This is a genomic window from Micromonospora sp. NPDC049580 (assembly GCF_040675595.1).
In the GTDB taxonomy this organism is placed as follows: domain Bacteria; phylum Actinomycetota; class Actinomycetes; order Mycobacteriales; family Micromonosporaceae; genus Micromonospora.
Genome location: NZ_JBFAPG010000018.1, coordinates 1 through 23,259, shown reverse-complemented (window position 1 = coordinate 23,259; position 23,259 = coordinate 1). Strand labels below are relative to the sequence as shown.

Genomic DNA, 23,259 nt, shown 5'->3' with positions numbered 1-23,259 from the left:
CTCCGCTGAAGCAGAGCAAAGGGAGCGAACAGTAGGTGCTCTCCTCCCGCGCTCCGGAGTTACGGCGTTACGGCGTGGGCCATCCCCGCGTAGATGTCGATGAGCTGCTTGGTGACCACGTCCGGGTGGAAGGTCCGCTCGTAGCGGGCGCGGGCGGCCAGGGTGAGCCCGGACGCGCCGGCCCGGGCCACCGGCAGGGCTGCCGCCAGCGCGGCCGGCTCCGGAGCCACCACCCAGCCGGCCTCGCCGAGGCCGATCCCGGCCGGCATGACCGGCCCGCCGCCCCCGGCGACCGCCGAGGCGGTCTCGGCCGGGCCGGTGCCGGCGGGCTCGTGCGGGGCGTCCGCTCCGACGAGGTATGGAATGCCGCCCAACGCGGTGCCGAGCACCGGCCGACCGCTGGCCAGCGCCTCGATGATCACGGTCGGCAGTACGTCGTGCCACATCGAGGCCGCGATCACCACGGCGCTCGCCTCGACCGCGGCGCGTACCCCGGCGCGGTCGAGCTGACCGAGGTAGACCACGTCGGGTCGCTCGGCGGCGGCGGCCTCCACCAGCGGGCGCAGCTCGCCGTCACCGGCCACGCGCAGCGTGCCCAGGGTGCCCACCGGATGGCGACGCCAGGCGTCCAGCAGCAGGTCGACACCCTTCTCGGGCGAGAGCCGGGCCATGTAGAGGAAGCCGTCACCCAGCGGGGCCGGCCGGCCCGGATCGGGTACGGCATTCGGCTTCACGACGATCCGGTCGTCCGGAATGCCGTAATCGTGGAGGTGGTCGGCGATCGCCGTGGTGAGCGCGATGAACCGGTCCACCGAGCGCCAGGTGCCCCGGTGCACGGCCAGGGTGGTCGCCATCAGCGCGCTCTGCGCCGTCGAGTCGCGGTAACACCGGTGCTTGATCGCCGGCACGCCCAGCGCCCGACCCTTGCAGTCCTGGCAGATCACCCCGTCCCGGAAGTAGATCCCCGACGAGCAGACCTGCCGGTAGTTGTGCACCGTCTGCACCACCGGCACGCCGTGCCGGTGCGCGGTCCGCACCACCCACGGCGAGATCAGAGGGTACGGGTTGTGCAGGTGCAGGACGTCCGGGCGGTGCTCGGTGATCAGCCGGCTCAGGTCCTGCTGGGCACGCGGCGCCCAGATCGGCGAGATCGGCAGCAGCGCCTTGGCCGCCTTCGACATCGACGGGATCTCGTCCGAGCTGCGGATGAAGGGCAGCACCTCGACGCCGGCAGCGGTGAGCTGAGCGATCTCCGAGTCGACCATCGTGTTCTCGCCGGAGGGCTGAGCTTCCCGGTACCGGTTGTGCGCCACCACGATTCTCACGGGAAAGAAGGCTACCGTTGGCTGGTGCCCGAACTACCGGAGGTTGAGGCGCTCGCGGGTTACCTGCGGCAGCGCGCGGTGGGGCGGCGTGTCGACCGGCTGGAGATCGCCGCGATCAGCGCCCTGAAGACGTACGACCCGGCACCCGCCGCGGTCGCTGGTCGGGCGGTGGTCGACGCCCGCCGGCACGGCAAGTTCCTCGACGTGGTAGTCGAGGGTGATCTGCACCTCGTGGTGCACCTGGCCCGGGCGGGCTGGCTGCACTACCGGGAGGCGTTTCCCGCCACGACGCCGCTGCGACCCGGCAAGGGCCCGATCGCGGTGCGCGTCCGCCTCGACGACGGCTCCGGCTTCGACCTCACCGAGGCCGGCACCCAGAAGAAGCTGGCCGCGTACCTGGTCACCGACCCGGCCGCGGTGCCGGGGGTGGCCAAGCTGGGCCCGGACGCGCTCGCCGCCGACCTGCCCACCTTCGCGGAGCGGCTGCGCAGTCGGCGCGGACAGGTCAAGGGGGTGTTGACCGACCAGTCGGTGCTGTCCGGGGTGGGCAACGCGTACTCGGACGAGATCCTGCACGCCGCGAAGCTGTCCCCGTTCGCGATCACCGACCGGCTCACGGACGCCCAGCTCGCCACCCTGCACGCGGCGACCCGCCAGGTGCTCGGTGACGCGGTCGAGCGGTCCCTCGGCCAGCGTGCCGCCGAGCTGAAGGGTGAGAAGCGGTCCGGGTTGAAGGTGCACGCCCGCACCGGGCTGCCCTGCCCGGTCTGCGGGGACACCGTGCGCGATGTGTCGTTCGCCGATTCGAGCCTGCAGTACTGCGCGACGTGCCAGACGGGCGGCAAGCCGCTCGCTGACCGAAGGTTGTCCCGACTTGTACGGTGAGTAATTGCACTCGGCGACTACGGAGCGGAATCGGCCAGACTGAGCCGAAGCTCCCGTCCACCGTTCTCGCCACACGCGCATCCATCGGTATAGTGGCCCGGTCCCCGGCTTCTGAAATGGTGCGGAGCCGGCCAGATCCCGCCGGCACCATCGGTCGCCAATCTCCTTCGGGGCGACGACCGGTCGGAGCCCGCGTGGGAGACTGGGACGGTGGGCGACCCGGGCCCTCACGCCGAGTGAGCGGCCCGTGTCATGCGGGAGGACATGGGTGAGGTGACGGCAAGCCTCCAGCGCCCGGTATCCAACGAAGGCCGGAGCAGACTCGTGCGGCACGTCGACAGCTTCGAGATCCAGCCGCCGACGCCGCCGTCACACAACGGCGTCCCTCGGTCGGCGTGGGCCAGGGCGCGACGCCGTGTCTCCCGCTGGCACCGCCCCTACACCGCCATCCTGCTGCTGCTCGACTTCGGCGCGGCGGCGTTCGCCAGTTGGATCGCGATCCAGCTCTTCGACCAGGCCGCCTCCGGCTTCTCCGGCACCAACCAGGATCCGACCTGGTTCCACACCGTCTCCTACCTGCTGTTGCCGCTCGGCTGGGTGGTCATCCTCTGGAGCAATCGGGCGTACGACCGGCGCTATCTGGGGCTCGGGCCGGACGAGTTCAAACGGGTCATCCGGGCCGCCGTCACGGTCGCGGCCAGCGTCTCCTTCCTCGCGTTCGCCACCAAGACCGCGCTGTCTCGCTGGACGGTCGGCACGGCACTGCTCGGGGCGCTCCTGCTGATCCTGTGGGGCCGCTTCGTCGCCCGCTGGGCGCTGCACTACATCCGCCGGCGGGCCGGCCAGGCGGCACACCGGATGGTGCTGGTCGGCACCCTGCCGGAGTGCCTGGAGGTCTACGCGGCGGTCACCCGCAGCCCGAACGCCGGGCTGGTCCCGGTCGCGATCCACATCACCGACGGGTACGCGGCGGCCCGCGGGGTGCCGACCCCGGTGCCGGTGCACGCCGGCCGCGACGTCCTCGCCCTGGTCCGCGAGGTCGGTGGGGACACCATCGCCGTCTGCGGGTCGGCCAGCGCCGAGCCGGGCGAACTGCGCCGGCTGGCCTGGCAGTTGGAGGGCTCCGGCGTCGACCTGGTGGTCGCACCGCAGTTGACCGACATCGCCGGCCCTCGGGTGCACATCCGGCCGATCGAGGGTCTGCCGCTGCTGCACGTCGAGGAGCCGACCCTCTCCGGGCCGGCGCTGCTGGCCAAGAACCTGATGGACCGGGTCGCCGCCGGCCTGGGCCTGCTGCTGTTGATCCCCCTCTTCGTCGCCATCGCCGTGGCGATCCGCATCTCCGACCCCGGGCCGGTGTTCTTCCGCCAGCCCCGGGTGGGGCACGAGGGGCGCACCTTCCGGGTGTGGAAGTTCCGGACCATGTACGTCGACGCCGAGGACCGGCTGGCCAGCCTCACTGACCAGAACGAGACCGACGGCATGCTGTTCAAGATGAAGCAGGATCCCCGGGTCTTCCCGGTGGGTCGCTTCCTGCGGGCCTCGTCGCTGGACGAGCTGCCGCAGTTGATCAACGTGCTCTGGGGTGAGATGTCGCTGGTCGGGCCCCGCCCGCTGCCGGCCGACGACGGCGACTTCCTGGGCGACGTGCGGCGTCGCCTGCTGGTCCGCCCCGGCATGACCGGTCTCTGGCAGGTCTCCGGCCGCTCCGACCTGTCTTGGGACGAGGCCGTCCGGCTGGACCTCTACTACGTCGACAACTGGTCGCTGGCGTACGACCTGAGCATCCTGTGGCGCACCGTCGGGGTGGTGCTCGCCCGCAAGGGCGCGTACTAGCGCGGAGGGCCGCGAGCCGTCAGGATCGCTGCGTGGGTGGCAACCTCTCCGCCGTCGTCGGCGTCGTCTCGCTGGTCACCGCGCTCACCGCGGCCCTGCTGGCGGTGCTGCGGCTGCGCGCCCGGCGCGGCATCGCCACCGCCACCCAACGGGCCACCTACGAGGTGCTGCACACCGCCGGGCTGGCCGCCGAGCCGTTGCGGGCGGGGCTGAGCGCGGCGGGCGCGACGAAGGCCGTACGCCATCTGCGGGCCCTGGTGGGCGCGGTCGGGCTGGCGCTCACCGACGCCGACGAGGTGCTCGCCCTCGACGGGCGCGGCACACACCACGGTGAGCAACTGCTCGCGGCGGCCCAGCGCTCGGTGGCCACCGGGCGCTCGACGGTGCTCGGGGAGTCCGACCTGCGGTGCGACCGGGTCGACTGCCCGATCCGCGGGGCGGTGGTCGCGCCCCTGCACGGGGCGGACGCCCGCGTGGTCGGCGCACTGGTGGCGATCGCCGACGGCGTGCCGGCGCCCGGGCTGGTCCAGGCCACCCTGGAGACGGCGCACTGGGCGGGCAACCAGCTCGCCCTGGCCGAGCTGGACTCGTCACGGGAGCGGCTGGCGAGAGCGGAGGTCCGGGCGTTGCGGGCGCAGATCAGCCCGCACTTCATCTACAACGCGTTGACCGCGATCGGTTCGTTCGTCCGCACCGACCCGGAGCGGGCCCGGGAGTTGATCCTGGAGTTCGCGGAGTTCACCAGGTACTCGTTCCGGGCACACGGCGAGTTCACCACGCTGGCCGAGGAGCTGCGGTCGATCGACCGGTACCTGACGATCGAGCGGGCCCGGTTCGGGGACCGGTTGCAGGTGCGGTTGCAGATCGCCCCGGAGGTGCTGCCGGTGACGCTCCCGTTCCTCTGCCTTCAGCCGCTGGTGGAGAACGCCGTCCGGCACGGGTTGTCCCGCAAGCCGGGCACGGGCATGGTGAGCATCGAGGCCCGGGACGCGGGCGCCGAATGCCACATCACGGTGGAGGACGACGGGGTGGGAATGGATCCGACCACGCTTACCGCCGGCATCGCCGAGCTGGCCCGCAGCACCGGCGACCCGGGGGACGACCCGGGTCAGCACGTCGGCCTCTCCAACGTCGACGAGCGACTGCGGTCGGTCTTCGGGGACCGCTTCGGTCTGGTCGTCGAGACCGGGCTGGGCTCGGGCACCCGGGTGAGCATGCGGGTGCCGAAGTTCCACCCGGGCGTACGGGCCGGCTCGTGACCACCGGCTTCCTGCGGGTGCTGGCGGTGGACGACGAGCCGCCCGCGCTCGACGAGTTGGCGTACCACCTGCGGGCCGACCCCCGGGTAGCCCGCCTGCACACCGCCGGGGACGCCACCGAGGCGCTGCGGCTGCTGCGCGACGGTGACGTGGACGTGGTCTTCCTGGACATCCGGATGCCCGGCCTGGACGGCATGGAGCTGGCCCGGGTGCTGCGCCGATTCGCCCGGCCGCCGGCGATCGTGTTCGTGACCGCGTACGACGACGGGGCGGTGGACGCGTTCGACCTGGGCGCCACGGACTACGTGCGCAAACCGGTACGCGCCGAACGGCTGGCCGAGTCGCTGCGCCGGGTGATCGGCTCGCGGGTGGTGCCGTCGCATCCGGCGGCGCTGGCCCGGGCCGAGGAGGACCCGACCATCCCGATCGAGTTGGCCGGCACCACCCGGATGCTGCCGCGCTCGGCGGTGCGGTGGGTGGAGGCGCAGGGCGATTACGCCCGGCTGCACACCGCGGAGGGGTCGCACCTGGTGCGGGTCTCGCTGGCCACGCTCGCCGAGCGGTGGGCGGACGCCGGTTTCGTCCGGGTGCACCGGTCGTACCTGGTGCAGTTGAAGTTGATCGCGGAGCTGCGCCTGGTGAACTCCGGGTACGTGGTGGTGGTCGACTCCACCGAGCTGCCGGTGAGCCGACGGCACACCCGGGAGCTGAAGGACAAGCTGGTCAGGGCGGCGAAGCAGGACTGGAGTCGCTGAGGCGGGAAAGCTCCCGGCCCTCCCGTACGTTGTACGATAGCCGATACGACAACCGGGAGGCCGCCGTGCACGAGACTCCGTTCGACGCCGAGACCGAGTTCGACCGCCAACTCGACCACCTGGTGCGACTGGGCTATCCGGCCCTGGCCGGGATGCCCGAGAGCGCCTTCCGTGACCTGGTCGCGCCGCTGCGGGCCCGCGCGGTCGACGGCGCCGCCGGCCTGCCCGCGCCCACCGACGCCCGGGTGCCGTTCCTGCTGGTCGTCACGCGGGACCTGGTCGGGGTGGAGCCCCGGCTCGCACTCACCACCCTGGCCGGCAAGCGCAAGCCCGGCTTCCTCGACCGGCACTACGCCGAGGACGACCTGCCGCGCTTCGACCCGATCAAGGAGCTGGAGGTGCCCGCCGGGCCGGCGTACCTCCTCTTCGACGTCGACCGGGGCGAGGAGTTCCGCAACCTCGCCCCGGCCGCGGCGATGGAGGGCATGACCGCCCAGGATCGGCTGCCACTCACCATCGACGAGGGGCTCGCCTTCATCACGCTTTATCCGGAGGCGCTGGCCAGCAACAGGTGCTTCTCGCTGGTCGGCTCCCGGTGCGGTGACAAGCGGGTGCCCGCCCTGTGGATCAGCCAGGGCGCCCCGAAGCTGGGCTGGTGCTGGTACGGCAATCCGCACACCTGGCTCGGCTCCGCCTCGGCGCGTCCGGTCCGCGTCGGCCTGGAGTAACCGGCGCACGGGCCACCCCGACGGCTCGCTCGATCGTCCACAACGAGGCTCGGGCGTTCGCCGAGGCCACCTGTCGTGGCCCTCGGGTTATCCACAGGGGTGAACCGTTCTCCACAGGTTATTCACAATGCCACCCACTGATCTCCACGGTGGCTCCCTACAGTCAGACCCCATGAAGGAACGCCGGGTCCTGGTCGTCGAGGACGAACGCACCATCGCCGAGTCGGTCGCCGCCCGACTCCGCGCCGAGGGTTTCGCCGTGGAGATCGCCACGGACGGCCCCAGCGCGGTCGAGCGGTTCCGGACCGGCCAGCCGGACCTCGTCGTCCTCGACGTGATGCTGCCCGGCTTCGACGGCCTGGAGGTGTGCCGGCGGATCCAGGCCGTCCGGCCGGTGCCGGTGCTGATGCTCACCGCCCGCGACGACGAGACCGATCTGCTGGTCGGGCTCGCGGTCGGCGCGGACGACTACCTCACCAAGCCGTTCTCGATGCGCGAGCTGGCTGCCCGCGTACACGTGCTGCTGCGCCGGATGGAACGGGCCGCGACCCCCGCGGCACCCGCCATCCGGCTCGGCGACATCGAAATCAACGAGGCCGAGCGGCGGGTTCGGCGCTCCGGCGCGGACGTGCACCTCACACCGACCGAGTTCGACCTCCTGATCCACCTCGCCGGTCGGCCCCGCACCGTGCTTCCCCGGGAGCGGCTGCTCGCCGACGTGTGGGGCTGGGCCGAAGGCACCGGCACCCGCACCGTGGACAGCCACGTCAAGGCCCTGCGGCGCAAGCTCGGCGCCGACCTCATCCGGACCGTGCACGGCGTCGGGTACGCCCTGGAGGTGCCCGCGTGACCAACCACCGGGTGGTGGACTGGCTGGACCGGGCGCTGCCTCGCCCGCTGGACCCGGTCCGCTCGATCAAGATGAAGCTCGGCGTCCTGCTGGTCGCCTCCTGGGCGGTGGCCATCGGCTACTTCTGGTACGGCATCGGCTGGCTCCCGCCGGGCACGTCGATCACCGTCATCTGCATCGCGCTGGTCACCTCGCAGGTGCTCGCCCACGGGATGACCTCGCCGCTGCGCGAGATGACGGCGGCCGCCGGGGCGATGGCCCGCGGCGACTACACCCGTCGGGTGCGCGCCACCTCCCGCGACGAGGTGGGTGAGCTGGCCCAGGCGTTCAACAAGATGGCCGAGGACCTGCACGCGGCGGACCAGCGCCGGCGCGAGCTGATCGCCAACGTCTCCCACGAGCTGCGTACGCCGATCACCGCCTTGCAGGGCGTACTGGAGAACATGGTGGACGGGGTGGCCGAGCCGGAGCCCGCGGCCCTGCGCGCGGCGCTGTCCCAGACCGAACGGCTCGGCCACCTCGTCGCCGACCTGCTCGACCTGTCCCGTCTCGACGCCGGGGTGGTGCCGCTGCGCCGGGTCCGCATTGACGTGGGGGACTTCCTGGACGAGGCGGTGGAGCACGCCACCGCCAGCGCCGCCGGAGCGGGGCTCGACGTGGACTTCCGACTCCGCGAGTTGGCGGTGCCGCTGACCGTGCGCGCGGACCCGTGGCGGCTGCACCAGGTGTTCGCGAACCTGCTGGACAACGCGGCGCGGCACAGCCCACCCGGCGGCACCGTGCGGGTGAGCGCCGAGGAACACGCCGGCCAACTCCACGTCGAGGTGAGCGACGAGGGGCAGGGCATTCCGACGACCGAGCGTTCCCGGGTGTTCGAGCGGTTCACCCGCGGCGACCGGGCGGCCGGCGGTGGGACCGGCCTGGGCCTGGCCATCGCCCGCTGGGTCGTCGAACTGCACGGCGGTCAGATCGGGGTCCTCGACCCGGCCGGAGCCGCCAGAAACTCCCAGCCCGGTTGCCGCATCCGGGTCACCATCCCGAGCAACGGGCCACACCGAGAAGAGGCCGCATGACCAGCCCCGGCAGCACGTCCGCACCGGCCACCGGACCGACCGGACCGCAGCCCACCCCGCCCGCCCAGGCCTCCCAGCCCGGCCAGCCCGCTCAGCCCGGCCAGCCCGCTCAGCCTGGCCAGGCCGCCCAGCCCGGCCAGGCCGCCCAGCCCGGCCAGGCCTGGGTCGGCCCCGGGCCGACGCCTCCGCCGACGGCCGGCCGGCCCCAACCCTGGCCACCGCAACCCTGGCCGGCCCAGCCCGTCCGACCACGGCCACCGTCGCTGCTCGCGCGGTGCTGGCCGGGGCCGACCGGCACCGCCCATCCGCTGCTCCTGGGCGTGTTGACGGCGGCGGCGGTCGTCGGCGCCTCGGTGCTGACTGTGGTCCGGCCCGGACTGGGCTGGCTGGTCGCCGCATTGGCGGCCACCGCCGCGCTCGCCACCGCCAAAGTCGTCGTCCGGTCCGGCACGCCGTCCGCCGCAACCGACCTGACCGAACGCGCCGCGTCCCCTGCACCGGATCCCCGACCGGGACTGCCGCCCAGCGCACCGGGCGCACCGCCGCTGACCACTGCGCCCGCTGCGGCCACCGCCGAGTCGACCTCCGCCGGCACGCCAGCCGCAACTGCGGGAGCCACCACCCTCGCGTCGACTCCGGACGCCGCCACGACTGCCGCCACCAGCGCCGCACGGCCACCGGCGGCCACGCCGGCCCCGCCAGCCGCGACGGCTGCGCCGACTCCCTCCGCGGCCACGCCAACCGCTGCACCGGCTGCAACCGCCGTGCCGGCTGCAACCGCTGCACCGGGTCCAACCGCTCCGGCGGCTCCAACCGCCGTGCCGGGTCCGACCCCGGCGGCGGCTTCGTCAGGGGCCGCGACCACCGTCCGTCCCGGTGCCACGGGGGCACCGGGGCGGGCGGCGCAGGTCGCCTGGGCTGCCGCGACGGTCGCGCTGATCGCCGTCGGCACGGTCCGGGCCGCCGGTTGGCTCTTCGTGCTCTGCCTGCTCGCCGCCGCGGTGACCGCGACGCTCGCGGTGACCGGTGGCCGGACCCCGTTCGGGATGCTGCTGGCCGTGACGCTGCCGCCGGCCGCGACGGTCCGAGCGCTCCCCTGGGCGGTACGCGGGCTGCACCGCACCCGCTCGTCCGGGCCCGGGATCGGGCGGATCGTGACCAGCCTGGCGATCTCGGTCGGTCTGCTGACACTGTTCGGCCTGCTGTTCTCCTCCGCCGACGCGGTCTTCGCCGATCTGCTGGCGGGCCTCCTGCCGGACATCTCGCCGGGCGGTGTGGTCGGCTGGTTGGTACGCCTCGGGCTGATCGGCCTGGGCCTGCTCGGCGGCGCGTACCTGGTCAGCCGGCCGCCCGACCTGGACAGTCTGCGCGCGAAGCCGGGCCGGCCGGTGCACCGGCTGGAATGGGCCCTGCCCCTGGTGCTGCTCGACGCCCTGTTCGCCGCCTTCGTACTGGTGCAGTTGACCGTGTTCTTCGGAGGCGCGGGGCACGTGTTGCGTACGGCCGGCCTCACCTACGCCGAGTACGCCCGAAGCGGGTTCTGGCAACTGCTCGCCGTCACCGCGCTCACCCTGCTGGTGATCGCCGTCGCGGCCCGCCGGGCACCGAAGGCCACCGGTGCCGACCGGCTGCTGGTCCGGGTGCTGCTCGGTGTGCTCACGGCACTCAGCCTGGTCGTCGTCGCCTCGTCGCTCTACCGCATGCAGGTCTATGCCGACGCGTACGGCGCCACCCGGCTGCGGCTCTTCGTGGCGACCGTCGAGCTGTCGCTCGGAGTGCTCTTCGTCCTGGTCGGCGTGGCGGTGGCGCGGCTACGGGCCGACTGGTTGCCCCGACTGGTGATCGGCACCGCGGTGCTGGCGCTGCTGGGGTTGGCCCTGGTCAACCCGGACCGACTGATCGCGGACCGGAACGTCGACAGGTACCTCGAAACCGGCCGCCTCGACCTCACCTACCTCTCCGGGCTGTCGGCCGATGCCGTACCGGCCCTGGCCCGGCTGCCCGAGCCGATGCGGACGTGCGCGCTTCGGGGGATCGCCTTCGAGCTGCCCGAGGACGGCTTTTGGGCGACGAACCTCGGCCGGGAACGGGCCCGGTCCGTCCTGGACGCGACCCAGGTGACCAGCAGCGCGGCGAACTGTGCCGCTCAGCTGCGCTGGTGAGCGCGAACGCTTGACAATCGCGCTGGGCGGGCAAGACTGCCGGGGTGGCCGAGCAACTGTCTGACGTGGGGTCGGGCGGTGCGGTACCGCCGCCCCGGCGGGCCCGGATCGTGTTGGCCGACATCACCCGGCGGGACACCCGCTCCGAGCGGACCCGCGCCGAGTTGGCCCAGCAGACCCAGGTCGGCGAGGCGCTGGTTCGCGGCCTGGTCCGTGCCCAGCTCGCGCTGGCGTTGCGGCTGTCGCTGGTGGTCGTCATCGGGCTGGGCGGGCTGCCCTGGCTGTTCGCCATCGCACCGTCGCTCGGCCGGACCACCGTGGCCGGCGTCAACCTGCCCTGGCTGCTGCTCGGCTTGGTCTCGTTCCCGTTCCTGATCGCCGTGGGTTGGGCGTACGTGCGGCTGGCCGAGCGCAACGAGCAGGACTTCACCGACCTGGTGCAGCGGCCGGAGCGCTGACGTGGGCAACGACTACGTGGTTCCGGCCATCGTTGCGGTCACGCTGGTCACCGTCGGGATTGGTTTCTACGGGCTGCGGCTGGCACGGACCACGTCCGACTTCCTGGTCGCGTCCCGGGCGATCAGTCCGACCTGGAACGCCGCCGCCATCGGCGGGGAGTACCTGTCGGCCGCGAGCTTCCTCGGCATCGCCGGCCTCGTCCTCAAGTACGGCGTGGACGTCCTCTGGTATCCGGTCGGGTTCGCTGCCGGCTACCTGGCCCTGCTGCTGTTCGTGGCCGCGCCGCTGCGCCGCTCCGGCGCGTTCACGCTGCCCGACTTCTGCGAGCTGCGGCTGGGGTCCCGTCGCCTGCGCATCCTCGCCACGGCTTTCGTGATCTTCATCGGTTGGCTCTACCTGGTGCCGCAGTTGCAGGGCGCCGGGCTCACCCTGGCCACGGTGGCCGGCTCCCCGTACCCCGTGGGCGCCCTTCTGGTGGCCGCCGTGGTCACCGCGAACGTGGCGCTCGGCGGGATGCGGGCGATCACCTTCGTCCAGGCGTTCCAGTACTGGCTCAAGTTGACCGCTCTCGCCGTACCGGTGATCTTCCTGGCGTTGCAGTGGCAGGCCGACGGCCGCCCGGCGGTGACGCCGCCCGACGGGCCGACGTTCCGGGCCGCGACCACAGTCGTGGTCGAGCACCGCGCGACCCTCACCCTGGCCGACGGCGACATCCGAGAGGTACGCCCCGGCGACGAGCTGTCCTTCGCCGCCGGTGACCCGGTGCCGGAGGTGTCCGGGGTGGCCACCGACGCGGGGGACTGGTTGCTGCCCAGCGCGGCCGGCGACGACGACCGGGGCCTGTTCGGGACGTACTCCCTGATCCTGGCCACGTTCCTCGGCACGATGGGCCTGCCGCATGTGCTGGTCCGTTTCTACACCAACCCCGACGGCGCGGCGGCGCGGCGGACGACGCTGGTGGTCCTGGCCCTGGTCGGTGCCTTCTATCTGCTGCCCACCCTGTACGGGGTGCTGGGCCGGATCTACACACCGCAGCTGCTCGTCAGCGGGCAGACCGACGCGGTGGTGGTGTTGCTGCCCGGCGCGGCCCTCGGTGACGGGCTGGTCGGGCGGCTGCTCGCCGCGCTGGTCGCGGCGGGAGCGTTCGCGGCTTTCCTCTCCACCTCGTCGGGGCTGCTGACCAGTGTCGCCGGGGTGATCTCGACGGACGTGCTCGGCCGGGGCTCGGTGCGCGGCTTCCGGCTGGCCACCATCATCGCCGGGGGCGTGCCGACGGCGCTGGCCCTGCACGTCTCCGGGCTGGACGTGTCCCAGGTGGTCGGGTTGGCCTTCGCGGTCGCCGCGTCGAGCTTCTGCCCGCTGCTGGTGCTCGGCATCTGGTGGCGAGGGCTGACCGACCTGGGCGCCGCCGCCGGTGTGCTGGCCGGCGGTGGGGCGGCGATCGGAGCGGTGCTGGTCACCGTGCTCGGCCCGCCGCTGTCGGGCTGGCCCGCCACGCTCACCGCGCAGCCGGCCGCCTGGACGGTGCCGCTGGCGTTCACCGTGATGGTCGCGGTGTCCATGGCGACCCGCCGACGGGCGCCGGCCGACGTCGCCGCCACCATGCTGCGCCTGCACACCCCCGAAGCGTTGCGCCTGTAGGCAGCGCGCCTAGTTGATCCACTCCAGATCGGCGAGGTGGGGCCATCCGGACGTCTGCACAGCCTCACATCGGCGATATGGCGACGGCCATGCTCAGTCGGTCGCCCTGGGGTGACCCGTGCCTGCGTGTTTGACCCAGCAGGTGCGGGTGTCGTGGTCGGGGAGATACCAGATGCGGCCACCGGCGGTGACCTCGTACTGCCACTGCGGCAGTGTCTTCCCGTTGTGCGCGGCGGTGGCGAGAGAGCCCTTGAGGGGGTGATGCCTGCTGGTCGGCGGGGAGGGGCAAGGGTCGGATTCGATGGCGTCGAAGGCGGCGCGGGTGTTGGCTGCGGCCTGGCGACACAGTTCCTCCCAGCCCTTGGCCGCGTCGTTCGTGGCGAATCGCAGGACGTAGCCACCGGGGCGGGGTGGCGGCGCTGCCCGGTCGCCTCGCTTGGCGCTCACTCTGCGGCCGGGCGGGGCACCGCCCCGAAGTCGCCGGAACTGGGGGCGGCCAAGACCCGGTGCAGGTCGGGGTCCGCGTGGATCTCGGCGGTGTGCCGCCACTCGGCGAGCAACTGGGACACGGCGGCGGTGTTTCCCACCGCTGCGGCGGCCTCCGCCGTCTCGACGAATTCGTTGGCCATCTGCTCACGGTCGTCGGGCGGCAGGAACCGTACCCACGGCAACACGGTCGGCAGTGCCTCCCGCACCAGGGTCGGGTCCCGGCGCACGACGCTGGCCAGCAGCCGGGCGGTCAGGTCCACCACCTCACCCTCGGCCGCCGCCCGATCGGCGGACATCAGCACCAGGTCAGCGGCGTCGCGGCGGCGCAGCCGCACCGCACGAGCGCGGGACAGCCGCTCGGCTGTCTCGGCCGGCTGCCGCAGCAGCTCCGAGAACGGCACGGACTCCAAGGGCATGGACACGACCTCAACACTACTTCAGAAGTCGAGGGAAGGCTACGAACTCCGACTCGGGGATGACCCCGGGTCCATCCGCCGCCGGACGGCGGAACTGGCGATCGACGGATAACGTCGGGCCCATGACTGGTGAGCACCCCGCGCTCGCGCTGCGTGGCCTGGCGAAGCGGTTCGACGGCACGATCGCGGTGGCGGGCGTCGATCTGGACGTACCGGCCGGCTCCTTCTACGGTCTGCTCGGCCCGAACGGCGCCGGCAAGACCACCACCCTGTCGATGGCGGTCGGGCTGTTGCGGCCGGACGCCGGTTCGGCGTGGGTGCTCGGCCAGGACGTCTGGCGCGATCCGGTCGCGGCCAAGCGGCTGCTCGGCGTGATGCCCGACGGGGTACGGCTGTTCGACCGGCTGACCGGTGCGGAGCTGCTGGCGTACCACGGACTGCTGCGGGGGATGGACCCGGCGGTGGTCGACCAGCGGGCTGCGGAACTGCTCGACGTGCTGGCGCTCGGCGACGCCGGCCGGACGCTGGTGGTGGACTACTCGGCGGGCATGAAGAAGAAGATCGGCCTGGCCTGCGCGCTGCTGCACGGCCCCCGGGTGCTGGTGCTGGACGAGCCGTTCGAGGCGGTCGACCCGGTGTCGGCGGCGCTGATCCGCGACATCCTCACCCGGTACGCGGCCGGCGGTGGCACGGTGATCTTCTCCAGTCACGTGATGGAGGTCGTCGAGCGGCTGTGCTCGCACGTGGCGATCCTCGCCCAGGGGGCCATCAAGCGGGTCGGCACGATCGCTGACGTCCGCGGCGGCCGGTCGCTGGAGCAGGTCTTCGTCGAGGTGGTCGGCGGGCGCACCGCGACCGGTGACGAGCTGTCATGGCTCTCCCGGTGAACGTCGCCGCCGCGCCCGCCGGTCCGGCGCGGACGGTCTCCGCCCGGCACTTCGTGCGGCTCAAGCTGCGGGTGATGGGCAACAACTTCCGGGGTCAGGGCTGGCGGATCGCGCTGTTCATCGGTGGCGCGCTGGTCGGGCTGTGGTTCGCGGCCAGCGCCTTCTTCCTCTTCGCCGCGCCGGGCCTGGCCGGCAACGGCCGGTACGCGGTGCTGGTCGCGGCCGCCGGCGGTGGCCTGCTGGTGCTCGGTTGGCTGCTGCTGCCCCTGGTCTTCTTCGGCGTGGACGAGACCCTGGACCCGGCCCGGTTCGCGCTGCTGCCGCTGCCGCGCCGCACGCTGGTCACCGGCCTGTTCGCCGCCGCGCTGGTCAGCGTGCCGGTGCTGGCGATGTCGGTCGCCGTGCTGGGGTTGGTGCTAACCGCGTGGGCGTTGGGCGGCTGGTCCGCCGGCCTGGTGGCCCTGGTCGGCGTACTCGCCGGGTTGTTGCTCTGCGTGGCCGCCAGCCGGGCGGTGACCAGCGCATTCGCCAGTATGTTGCGGTCCCGCCGGGTGCGGGATCTGGCGGCCGTGCTGCTGGCGGTGGCCGCCGCGCTGCTCGGTCCGTTGCAGGTCTTCGGCCTGGCGGCGCTGCGCGAGACGGACTGGACCCGGCTGACCGGTGCCGCGACGGTGCTCGGGTGGACGCCGTTCGGGGCACCCTGGACCGCCGGCATCGACGTGGCGCAGGGACGGGTGTGGGCCGCCCCGCTCAAGCTGCTGATCACGGTGGCGGCGATCGTCGCCCTGCTGGCCTGGTGGTCCCGCTCGCTGGAGTCGGCGATGGTGGGCACGGCGAGCACCGGCAAGGCCCCCGCCCAGCGCGGCGTCACCGGTGGGGCGGTCGCCCAACTGTTTCCCCGGGCCGCGGGCTGGGCCCGACGGGACCGGTTCGGCGCGCTGGTCGCCCGGGAGGCCCGTTACTGGTGGCGGGACGCCCGTCGCCGGGCCAGCCTGATCACGATCGCGGTGGTCGGCATCTTCGTACCCGTGTTGATCAATGTCACGGGCGGGGACTTCGCGGCCGAGGACGGCGCGGGGTTCACGGCGGCCACCAGCGACAGCTCGCCGGTCGTGGTCACCATCTCGCTGCTCTTCGTCGGCGTGCTCGCGTCGGTCACCCTGGCCAACCAGTTCGGCTTCGACGGCAACGCGTACGCGGCGAACGTCGTGGCCGGCGTGCCCGGCCGGGTCGAGCTGCGCGCGCGGATGACCGCGTTCTCGCTGTACGTCCTGCCGATGCTGGCGGTCGTCGCGGTGGTGCTGTCGGCGCTGCTCGCTCGACCGGCATGGATCGGGCTGATGGTCGGCAGCCTGGTTGCCACCTACGGTGTCGGGTTGGCGGTGAACAGTTTCGTCTCGGTGCTCGCGGCGTACGCGCTGCCGGAGACGAGCAACCCGTTCGCGATGAACAGTGGCGCGGGCGTGGCGAAGGGCCTGCTCACCCTGCTGTCCATGATCACCACGGCGGTGGTCGCGGTGCCGATGGTGGTGGCCGCCGCGCTGCTCGGCGACGCCTGGCTCTGGCTGGCCCTCCCGGTCGGCGCGGCGTACGGGCTGGGGGCGGCGCTGCTGGGCGCGTACCTGGCCGGTGACGTGCTGGACCGCCGTCAGCCGGAACTGCTGGCCACGGTCACCCCGCGTCGTTAACCGGCGTTCCGACCGGTGCCGTGGGCCCTCTGGGCGGCCTGGGCGACGAAGTCACGCCAGGCGGCCGGAGCGAAGGTGAGCGTCGGACCGGAGCGATCCTTGCTGTCCCGGACCAGCACGACTCCGGGCAGATTGTCCGCCACCTCGACGCAGTTGCCGCCGGAGTCGGTCGACCGGGTCGACGTGCGCCAGCCTGGCTCGCTCATCGTCATTGCGTCACCTTCAGCTTCCGGATCAGATCCAGCGAGGCGCCGGTGGACAGTGCTTCGCCGAGCAGGCTATCCCACTTGCGATCGATCAAGGCGATCATTTCCGGGTCGTCCATGACGTGTCCCCGGACGGCATTCTCCAGGTAGAGCGCCCTGTCCCGGTCCGGCAGATCGGCGAGCACAAAGCCACCACCGAGCCCGACATGCTCGCCCACCGCCAGTGGAATGACGTGCAGCCGGACGAATGGCAGGTCTGCCACTTCCTGCAGTCGACCGAGCTGGGCGTCGAGCACCGCAGGCCCACCGACGGGGCGACGAAGGCCCGTCTCGTCCACCAGGAAGACGCAGTGCGGCGGCACCTCCCGGACCAGCAGCTTCTGACGTTCCAGCCGGACTGCAACAAGCTCGTCGACCATGTTCGGCGGATGTAGTCCACCCGCCGAGATAACGGCGCGGGCATACGCCTCGGTCTGGAGCAGTCCGGGGACCAGGCACGCCTCGAAGGCGCGCAAGCGCAGGGCTCGCTGCTCGTATTCGCGCCACTGCGCGAACCAGGACGGACCGCGTTCCTGGTCGGCGGCCCTGAGGAGTTCGGCGAGGAGGCCGCCGGTGGCGAGAGCGTCGTCCGCGGCGACCGCGAACTCCATGGTCGGCCGGCGTCGACCGGTCTCGATGGCGGCCACCGTGGACGGACTCCACCTGATCACGGTCGCCAGCGCTTCCTGGGAAACCTCGGCACCCGCCCGGGCGGCCTTCAACGCCCGTACCCACATCTCGATGTTCATCCTTACCTTCCCGGTAAGTACGTGACCGCGCTGCGTAGTAAGCCCTGGAATCCTCCCCTGCCCGCAGCCGGGAGTCCAGGGTGGAGAACGCGCGGCCCGGCCGGTGGAGGCGACGTCCCGGCGGTCGGTCCTGCGTCGGGCCGCCCCGGTCATCCCCCGATCGGGGCGGCCCTCGTCGACTGGGAGGGGATCGCTCATGATCGGGTCAGTCCTCGGTGGGAACGGGGCGCGGTGGTCGTACTTCAGGAGGAAGGCCGTGGTGTCGACGGCCGTGCCGGATCGGCCACCGGCGGGCGCGCGGCCGACGGGCGGCGCCCGGGGCGGCGCGGGCCGGGGCGCGGCATGTCGCGCCCGGACGCCGGACACCACAGCGAGCCGTCCTCCGCCCAGAGCGCGCGAAGGCCGGCGGGTGCTGCCGGTGCTGGCGAACGGAGGGCCGTGGTGAGCCGGCCGCACGTGCCGATGCGGCCGCTGTGGCGGTGTCGGGGCTGCGGCGCGCCCTGGCCGTGCCAGCCGGCGCGGCTGGCGCTGCTCGCCGACTACCGGTACGACCGCACCGCGCTGCTGGTCTACCTGGGCACTCTGATGGTGGAGGCGGGCGATCAGCTGGCCCGGCTCAACGGGCGACCCGCCGACCTGCACGAGCGCTTCCTGGGTTGGGCGCGGGGCCGGGGCGGCACAATGTTTCACGTGAATCATGAGCCGGGTGCCGAGATCCACCACACCGACCCGTTCGCGGTGCCGACCGGGCAGCGGTCGCCGGTCCGCCGGCTGCGGGGCCGGCTCGCCGCGCCGGTGACCCTCTGGACGGCGCCCGGCCCGGCGGGCCTGACCGTCTCGTCCACCCTGGTCGCCGAGGGGGAGCCGGACCGGCTGCTCGGGTTGATCGACGCGGAGTCCGACCTCTGGGCCGCTGTCGAGGAGGCGGGACGGTTCGCGGTCGCGCCGCTCGGCCCGGCGCACCGCCAGCTCGCCGACCGGTTCGCCGGCCTCTTTCCCGCCCCGGGTGGGCTGTTCGCCACCGGCACGTGGACCGAGACGCCCTACGGGCCGGTGCCGACCGACGCCGGCGGCTGGGTGGGCTGCCGCCTGGACACCGCCCGAGAGTACGGCTGGGGTCTGCTGGTGGAGGCCACCATCGAGGTGGTCGACCTGGCCGAGGAGGCCACGCCGCTGCTGCACTACCGGGGGCGCTACCACGAGCTGCCGGGCTGACCTGGGCCGCCCGTCCGGACCGACCGGTCACCGGAGTGACCTGGGTCACTCGGCGCAGCCAGCCAACCGCTCGGCGCACTCGACGACCAGGGTCGATCTCGGCCTTCCCCGTCGGGGAGCCTGCTCTCTACGGTGCGCGAAACTACCCCCGACGCCTGTGAAGGTGGTGATCCACAGATGTCCACGGACACACCCGCGCCGACCGCTTCCCAGCCGGACAAGTACCTGGCCGTGCAACGGTCGGACGAGTTCGCCGGGCTGCGCCGCGCGCTACGCGGCTTCGTCTTCCCGATGACCGTCGCGTTCTTCCTGTGGTATGCGCTCTACGTCATTCTCTCCGCGTACGCCCGGGACTTCATGGGCACGAAGCTGTTCGGCAGCAACATCAATGTCGCGCTGGTCTTCGGCCTGCTCCAGTTCGTCTCCACGTTCGTGATCGCCTGGCTCTACTCCCGGTACGCGGACCGGAAGATCGACCCGGTCGCCGACCGGATCCGTGCCGAGATCGGGGAGGTGACCCATGAAGACGGTCCTCGTGGCTAATCCGCTCCTCGCGGCCGAGGCCGGCAACCACACGGCCCGCAACCTGACGATCACGTTGTTCCTGGTGTTCGTGGCGGTGACCCTGGGCATCACCATCTGGGCCAGCCGGCAGACGAAGACGGCGACCGACTTCTACGCGGGCGGTCGTTCCTTCTCCGGCTTCCAGAACGGCATGGCGATCGGCGGCGACTACATGTCCGCCGCCTCGTTCCTCGGCATCGCCGGCATCATCGCCCTCTACGGCTACGACGGCTTCCTCTACTCGATCGGCTTCCTGGTCGCCTGGCTGGTGGCGCTCCTGCTGGTCGCCGAACTGCTGCGCAACTCCGGCCGGTACACGATGGCCGACGTGCTGGCCTTCCGGATGCGTCAGCGTCCGGTGCGGACGGCGGCGGCGGTCTCCACCATCACGGTGTCGATCTTCTACCTGCTGGCCCAGATGGTGGGCGCCGGCGCGCTGGTCGCGCTGCTGCTCGGCATCAAGCCGGGAACGACCTTCCTCGGCATGGACGCGGCCACCGCCAAGGTGGCGACCATCATCATGGTCGGCGCTCTGATGATCATCTACGTGACCGTGGGTGGCATGAAGGGCACCACCTACGTGCAGATCGTCAAGGCGTTCCTGCTGATGACCGGCGCGCTGCTGATGACCATCCTGGTGCTGGCGAAGTACAAGTTCAACCTGTCGTCGCTGCTCGGCGACGCCGCCGCGTCCTCGGGCAAGGGCAGCGCGTTCCTCGAACCGGGGTTGCGCTACGGCGTCGAGGTGGCGGGTAACGCGACACAGACCTTCTACAACAAGGTCGACCTGCTGTCGCTCGGCATCGCGCTGGTGCTCGGCACGGCCGGCCTGCCGCACATCCTGATCCGCTTCTACACCGTGCCGACCGCCAAGGCGGCCCGCAAGAGCGTGCTCTGGGCCATCGGCATCATCGGCACCTTCTACCTGCTCACCCTGGCCCTCGGCTTCGGTGCGGCGGCGCTGGTGGGCAGCAAGGCGATCACCGCGCAGGACAAGGCCGGCAACACCGCCGCGCCGCAGCTGGCCGAGGCGCTCGGCATCGACTTCTTCGGCGGCGACCTCGGTGGAGCGGCCCTGCTCGCGATCATCGCGGCGGTCGCCTTCGCCACCATCCTGGCGGTGGTCGCCGGGTTGACCCTGGCCTCCTCGTCCAGCCTGGCGCACGACTTCTACGCGAACGTCCTGAAGAAGGGCGAGACGTCGGAGCGCCAGGAGGTACGGGTCGCCCGGATCTCCGCCCTGGTGATCGGCGCGATCTCCATCCTCCTGTCGATCTACGCGCAGAACCTCAACGTGGCGTTCCTCGTGGCGCTGGCCTTCGCGGTCGCCGCCTCGGGCAACCTGCCGGCGATCCTCTACAGCCTGTTCTGGCGGCGGTTCAACACCTCCGGCGCGGTGTGGGCGATCTACGGCGGTCTGCTCTCGGCCGTGCTGCTGGTGTTCTTCTCGCCGGTGGTCTCGGGCGCGGCGACGTCGATGTTCCCGGACCACGACTGGCAGTGGTTCCCGCTGTCCAACCCGGGCATCCTCTCCATCCCGTTCGGCTTCCTGTGCGGGTGGATCGGCACCCTCATCTCGAAGGAGAACGACGAGGCGAAGTACGCGGAACTGGAGGTGCGCGCCCTCACCGGTTCGGGCGCCCACTGACCCGCGGCACGGGCCCCCTGTTGACGCCACGCGTCAACAGGGGGCCTCTTGCGGTAAACAGGGGTCGGTAGGCTGACCGGCATGAAGGTTGCTGAGCGCTTCGGTTCCGGTCACCGCGTTCTCGTCACCGGCGGCGCCGGTTTCGTCCCGTCGCACCTGGTCGACTCCCTGATCGCCCGGGGCTGCACGGTGGTGGCGCTGGACAACTTCGTCACCGGCTCCAAGGAGAACGTCGCCCACCTGCTCGACCGGCCAACCTTCACCCTGGTCGAGGCGGACCTCTCCGACGGCCTGCCGACGCACCACCCGGCGCTGGCCGAGCGGTTCGACGCGATCCTGCACATGGCCTCGCCGGCCAGCCCCACCGACTTCGCGCAACTGCCCGTGGAGATTCTCCGGGTCGGCTCGGTGGGCACCCTGCACCTGCTGGAGCGCGCGGTCGCCGACGGCGCCCGGTTCCTGATGGCCTCCACCTCCGAGGCGTACGGGGACCCGAAGGAGCACCCGCAGCGCGAGACCTACTGGGGCAACGTCAACCCCATCGGCGTCCGCAGCGTCTACGACGAGGCGAAGCGCTTCTCCGAGGCGGCCACGATGGCGTACCACCGCTACCGCGGGCTGGACGCGGCGATCGTCCGGATCTTCAACACGTACGGCCCGCGGATGCGCCCGGACGACGGCCGGGCCATCCCCACCTTCATCTCCCAGGCGCTGCGCGGCGAGCCGATCACCGTGCACGGCACCGGCAACCAGACCCGGTCGATCTGCTTCGTCGAGGACCTGGTGCGGGGCATCCTGCTGCTGCTCGACTCGACCGAGACCGGCCCGGTCAACTGCGGCACCGAGCACGAGATGTCCATGCGTCAACTCGCCGAATTGATCGTGTCACTCTCCGACAGCAGCTCGCAGGTGACGTACATCACCCGCAGCTCGGACGACCCGGAGATGCGCCGCCCCGATCTGACCCTCGCCCGTGAACTGCTCGGATACGAGCCGACCGTAACGCCCGAAGACGGCCTGCGACGCACGATCGAGTATTTCCGGGCGCGGCTAGGGTAACCAGCTCACGGCGGAGCACCGCGAGCTGAGTGTCGCCTGAGGGCGGTAGTGGCTCCCGCTACGTACCCTGAGTTACATGTCAGCGACCTCTGCCGGCGTTCCTCACCCGCACCTGCACCGCAGCGCCGGGCGCGCCTCGGTGCCCAGCCCCGACCGGGGCGCCTCCGGACGCGCGCGTCCCGCCGAGGCGCGCTGGTACCCGCCGTACGACGAGCAGCAGCCCGGTCCGGGCGGCCCGGCGGGGCCGACGGGACCGGGCGGGCCCGGTGGGGCCGGCGGGCCGGGACGGCGTGGCCCCCGGCCGCGCTGGGGACGGATCGGCCTGGTGGCCGGGATCGCGGTGCTGGTGCTCGCGCTGCTCGGCGGCCTGGGCGCCTGGCTGTACGCGCGCAACCTCGACAACGACCTGGCCCGCACGGACCCGTTCGCGGAGATCACCGGCGGTCGGCCGGCGAAGCCCGTCGACGGCGCGTTGAACATCCTGCTGGTCGGCAGCGACTCCCGGGACCCGGACGCGCCGGTCGACACCAAGAGCCAGTGGCGGGCCGACACGGTCATCGTGATGCACATCCCGGCCGACCACCAGTCGGCGTACCTGGTCTCCATCCCGCGTGACCTGTACGTGCCGATCCCGCAGAGCGCCGGGGCGGACTGCGGCTCCGGCCAGCGCGCGAAGATCAACGCGGCGTTCGCGTTCGGTGGCCTGCCGCTGGCGGTCCGCACCGTGGAGTGCTTCACCGACGTCCGGATCGACCACGTGATGGCGATCGACTTCGGCGGTTTCAAGGAGGTCACCGACGCCCTCGGCGGAGTGGACCTGAAGGTGGAGCGGACGATCACCTCGATCCACAAGCCGTACCGGACGTTCACCAAGGGCACCAACCACATGGACGGCGCCGAGGCGCTGGACTGGATCCGGCAGCGCAAGCAGTTCCCGGACGGCGACTTCGCCCGGATGCGGCACCAGCAGGAGTTCCTCCGGGCGCTGATGGACAAGGCGGCGAGCACCGGCACCCTGGCGAACCCGAAGAAGCTCAACGACTTCCTCAAGTCGGTGACCGCCGCGGTGACCGTCGACCAGGGCTTCTCGGTGACGGACATGGCGGTGCAGTTCCGCAACCTGCGTGGGCAGAACCTCACGTTCCTGACCAGCCCCAACTCGGGCAGCGACACCATCAACGGCGAGTCGGTGGTGGTGTCCGACCGGGAGAAGGCGCTGGCGATGTACCGGGCCATGTCGGCGGACACCATGGCGGACTGGATCAAGGCCAACCCGCCGAAGAGCACCGACGGCGGCTGAGCGCAGGGGTGGACCGCGTCGGCGGC

23 protein-coding genes are annotated in these 23,259 nt (G+C 72.1%); 17 read left to right on the top strand and 6 right to left on the bottom strand.

The window, feature by feature from the left end:
* Positions 1 to 59: 59 nt before the first annotated feature.
* Positions 60 to 1,325 carry a glycosyltransferase gene (locus AB0J68_RS03235; protein WP_354857330.1) on the bottom strand — a complete coding sequence of 422 codons (1,266 nt, stop codon included), beginning with the start codon at positions 1,323 to 1,325 and terminating at the stop codon, positions 60 to 62.
* Positions 1,326 to 1,349: 24 nt separating this feature from the next.
* Here AB0J68_RS03235 and AB0J68_RS03230 point away from each other — a divergent pair, with 24 nt between their 5' ends.
* From AB0J68_RS03230 to AB0J68_RS03200, 7 genes are all read left to right on the top strand, one after another.
* A complete protein-coding gene (locus AB0J68_RS03230; protein ID WP_355063461.1) occupies positions 1,350 to 2,210 on the top strand; it encodes a DNA-formamidopyrimidine glycosylase family protein in 861 nt (286 codons plus the stop codon).
* Positions 2,211 to 2,474: 264 nt separating this feature from the next.
* Positions 2,475 to 4,046 (top strand): sugar transferase, encoded by a 1,572-nt coding sequence (locus AB0J68_RS03225; protein WP_354857367.1) that lies wholly within the window; start codon positions 2,475 to 2,477, stop codon positions 4,044 to 4,046.
* Between the two features lie 32 nt (positions 4,047 to 4,078).
* A complete protein-coding gene (locus tag AB0J68_RS03220) occupies positions 4,079 to 5,305 on the top strand; it encodes a histidine kinase (RefSeq protein ID WP_354857335.1) in 1,227 nt (408 codons plus the stop codon).
* A complete protein-coding gene (locus AB0J68_RS03215) occupies positions 5,302 to 6,060 on the top strand; it encodes a LytTR family DNA-binding domain-containing protein (RefSeq protein ID WP_053651534.1) in 759 nt (252 codons plus the stop codon). The genes AB0J68_RS03220 and AB0J68_RS03215 overlap by 4 nt, the downstream gene beginning before the upstream one ends.
* A 65-nt stretch (positions 6,061 to 6,125) precedes the next feature.
* Positions 6,126 to 6,788: a DUF5701 family protein gene (locus tag AB0J68_RS03210; protein WP_355063459.1), complete on the top strand. Its 663-nt coding sequence runs from the start codon at positions 6,126 to 6,128 to the stop codon at positions 6,786 to 6,788.
* A 172-nt stretch (positions 6,789 to 6,960) separates the two neighbouring features.
* On the top strand, positions 6,961 to 7,638 hold the full coding sequence (locus tag AB0J68_RS03205) for a response regulator transcription factor (protein WP_355063457.1): 678 nt from the start codon (positions 6,961 to 6,963) through the stop codon (positions 7,636 to 7,638).
* Positions 7,635 to 8,711, top strand: coding sequence for a HAMP domain-containing sensor histidine kinase (locus AB0J68_RS03200; protein WP_363935822.1), 1,077 nt, complete (start codon positions 7,635 to 7,637; stop codon positions 8,709 to 8,711). Before AB0J68_RS03205 ends, AB0J68_RS03200 begins: the two co-directional genes overlap by 4 nt.
* Positions 8,712 to 8,820: 109 nt before the next feature.
* Here the strand turns inward: AB0J68_RS03200 and AB0J68_RS03195 are convergent, their stop codons facing one another.
* Positions 8,821 to 9,447: a hypothetical protein gene (locus tag AB0J68_RS03195; RefSeq protein WP_363935819.1), complete on the bottom strand. Its 627-nt coding sequence runs from the start codon at positions 9,445 to 9,447 to the stop codon at positions 8,821 to 8,823.
* 82 nt (positions 9,448 to 9,529) lie between these two features.
* On the opposite strand from AB0J68_RS03195, the gene AB0J68_RS03190 reads away from it, so the two are divergent.
* The 3 genes from AB0J68_RS03190 to AB0J68_RS03180 are packed head-to-tail and all read left to right on the top strand — an operon-like array spanning position 9,530 to position 12,973.
* On the top strand, positions 9,530 to 10,873 hold the full coding sequence (locus tag AB0J68_RS03190; protein ID WP_363935816.1) for a DUF4173 domain-containing protein: 1,344 nt from the start codon (positions 9,530 to 9,532) through the stop codon (positions 10,871 to 10,873).
* 44 nt (positions 10,874 to 10,917) lie between these two features.
* Complete coding sequence (locus AB0J68_RS03185) at positions 10,918 to 11,331, top strand: hypothetical protein (protein WP_354857349.1); 414 nt, start codon at positions 10,918 to 10,920, stop codon at positions 11,329 to 11,331.
* A gap of 1 nt (position 11,332) precedes the next feature.
* On the top strand, positions 11,333 to 12,973 hold the full coding sequence (locus AB0J68_RS03180; RefSeq protein ID WP_354857351.1) for a cation acetate symporter: 1,641 nt from the start codon (positions 11,333 to 11,335) through the stop codon (positions 12,971 to 12,973).
* 93 nt (positions 12,974 to 13,066) lie between these two features.
* Here AB0J68_RS03180 and AB0J68_RS03175 read toward each other — a convergent pair whose 3' ends face one another.
* On the bottom strand, positions 13,067 to 13,420 hold the full coding sequence (locus tag AB0J68_RS03175) for a hypothetical protein (protein WP_363935811.1): 354 nt from the start codon (positions 13,418 to 13,420) through the stop codon (positions 13,067 to 13,069).
* A complete protein-coding gene (locus AB0J68_RS03170) occupies positions 13,417 to 13,878 on the bottom strand; it encodes a hypothetical protein (RefSeq protein ID WP_363935846.1) in 462 nt (153 codons plus the stop codon). The genes AB0J68_RS03175 and AB0J68_RS03170 overlap by 4 nt, the downstream gene beginning before the upstream one ends.
* A gap of 122 nt (positions 13,879 to 14,000) precedes the next feature.
* Between AB0J68_RS03170 and AB0J68_RS03165 the strand changes: the two genes are divergently transcribed.
* Positions 14,001 to 14,765: an ABC transporter ATP-binding protein gene (locus tag AB0J68_RS03165; RefSeq protein WP_266247300.1), complete on the top strand. Its 765-nt coding sequence runs from the start codon at positions 14,001 to 14,003 to the stop codon at positions 14,763 to 14,765.
* Positions 14,750 to 16,453 (top strand): ABC transporter permease, encoded by a 1,704-nt coding sequence (locus tag AB0J68_RS03160; RefSeq protein WP_363935808.1) that lies wholly within the window; start codon positions 14,750 to 14,752, stop codon positions 16,451 to 16,453. The genes AB0J68_RS03165 and AB0J68_RS03160 overlap by 16 nt, the downstream gene beginning before the upstream one ends.
* Here AB0J68_RS03160 and AB0J68_RS03155 read toward each other — a convergent pair.
* Positions 16,450 to 16,665, bottom strand: a complete 216-nt coding sequence (locus AB0J68_RS03155; RefSeq protein ID WP_363935805.1) for a DUF397 domain-containing protein — start codon at positions 16,663 to 16,665, stop codon at positions 16,450 to 16,452. The genes AB0J68_RS03160 and AB0J68_RS03155 overlap by 4 nt on opposite strands.
* Positions 16,662 to 17,447 carry a helix-turn-helix transcriptional regulator gene (locus AB0J68_RS03150; protein WP_354857357.1) on the bottom strand — a complete coding sequence of 262 codons (786 nt, stop codon included), beginning with the start codon at positions 17,445 to 17,447 and terminating at the stop codon, positions 16,662 to 16,664. The genes AB0J68_RS03155 and AB0J68_RS03150 overlap by 4 nt, the downstream gene beginning before the upstream one ends.
* A gap of 462 nt (positions 17,448 to 17,909) precedes the next feature.
* On the opposite strand from AB0J68_RS03150, the gene AB0J68_RS03145 reads away from it, so the two are divergent.
* The 5 genes from AB0J68_RS03145 (at position 17,910) to AB0J68_RS03125 (ending at position 23,233) form a co-directional block, all read left to right on the top strand.
* Positions 17,910 to 18,662, top strand: coding sequence for a flavin reductase family protein (locus AB0J68_RS03145; protein WP_354857369.1), 753 nt, complete (start codon positions 17,910 to 17,912; stop codon positions 18,660 to 18,662).
* A gap of 177 nt (positions 18,663 to 18,839) precedes the next feature.
* On the top strand, positions 18,840 to 19,205 hold the full coding sequence (locus AB0J68_RS03140; protein ID WP_234582629.1) for a DUF485 domain-containing protein: 366 nt from the start codon (positions 18,840 to 18,842) through the stop codon (positions 19,203 to 19,205).
* Positions 19,183 to 20,874: a cation acetate symporter gene (locus tag AB0J68_RS03135; RefSeq protein ID WP_354857360.1), complete on the top strand. Its 1,692-nt coding sequence runs from the start codon at positions 19,183 to 19,185 to the stop codon at positions 20,872 to 20,874. The genes AB0J68_RS03140 and AB0J68_RS03135 overlap by 23 nt, the downstream gene beginning before the upstream one ends.
* A gap of 81 nt (positions 20,875 to 20,955) precedes the next feature.
* Positions 20,956 to 21,933 (top strand): NAD-dependent epimerase/dehydratase family protein, encoded by a 978-nt coding sequence (locus tag AB0J68_RS03130; RefSeq protein WP_355240412.1) that lies wholly within the window; start codon positions 20,956 to 20,958, stop codon positions 21,931 to 21,933.
* 76 nt (positions 21,934 to 22,009) lie between these two features.
* On the top strand, positions 22,010 to 23,233 hold the full coding sequence (locus AB0J68_RS03125) for an LCP family protein (RefSeq protein ID WP_363935803.1): 1,224 nt from the start codon (positions 22,010 to 22,012) through the stop codon (positions 23,231 to 23,233).
* The last annotated feature ends 26 nt before the right edge of the window (positions 23,234 to 23,259 follow it).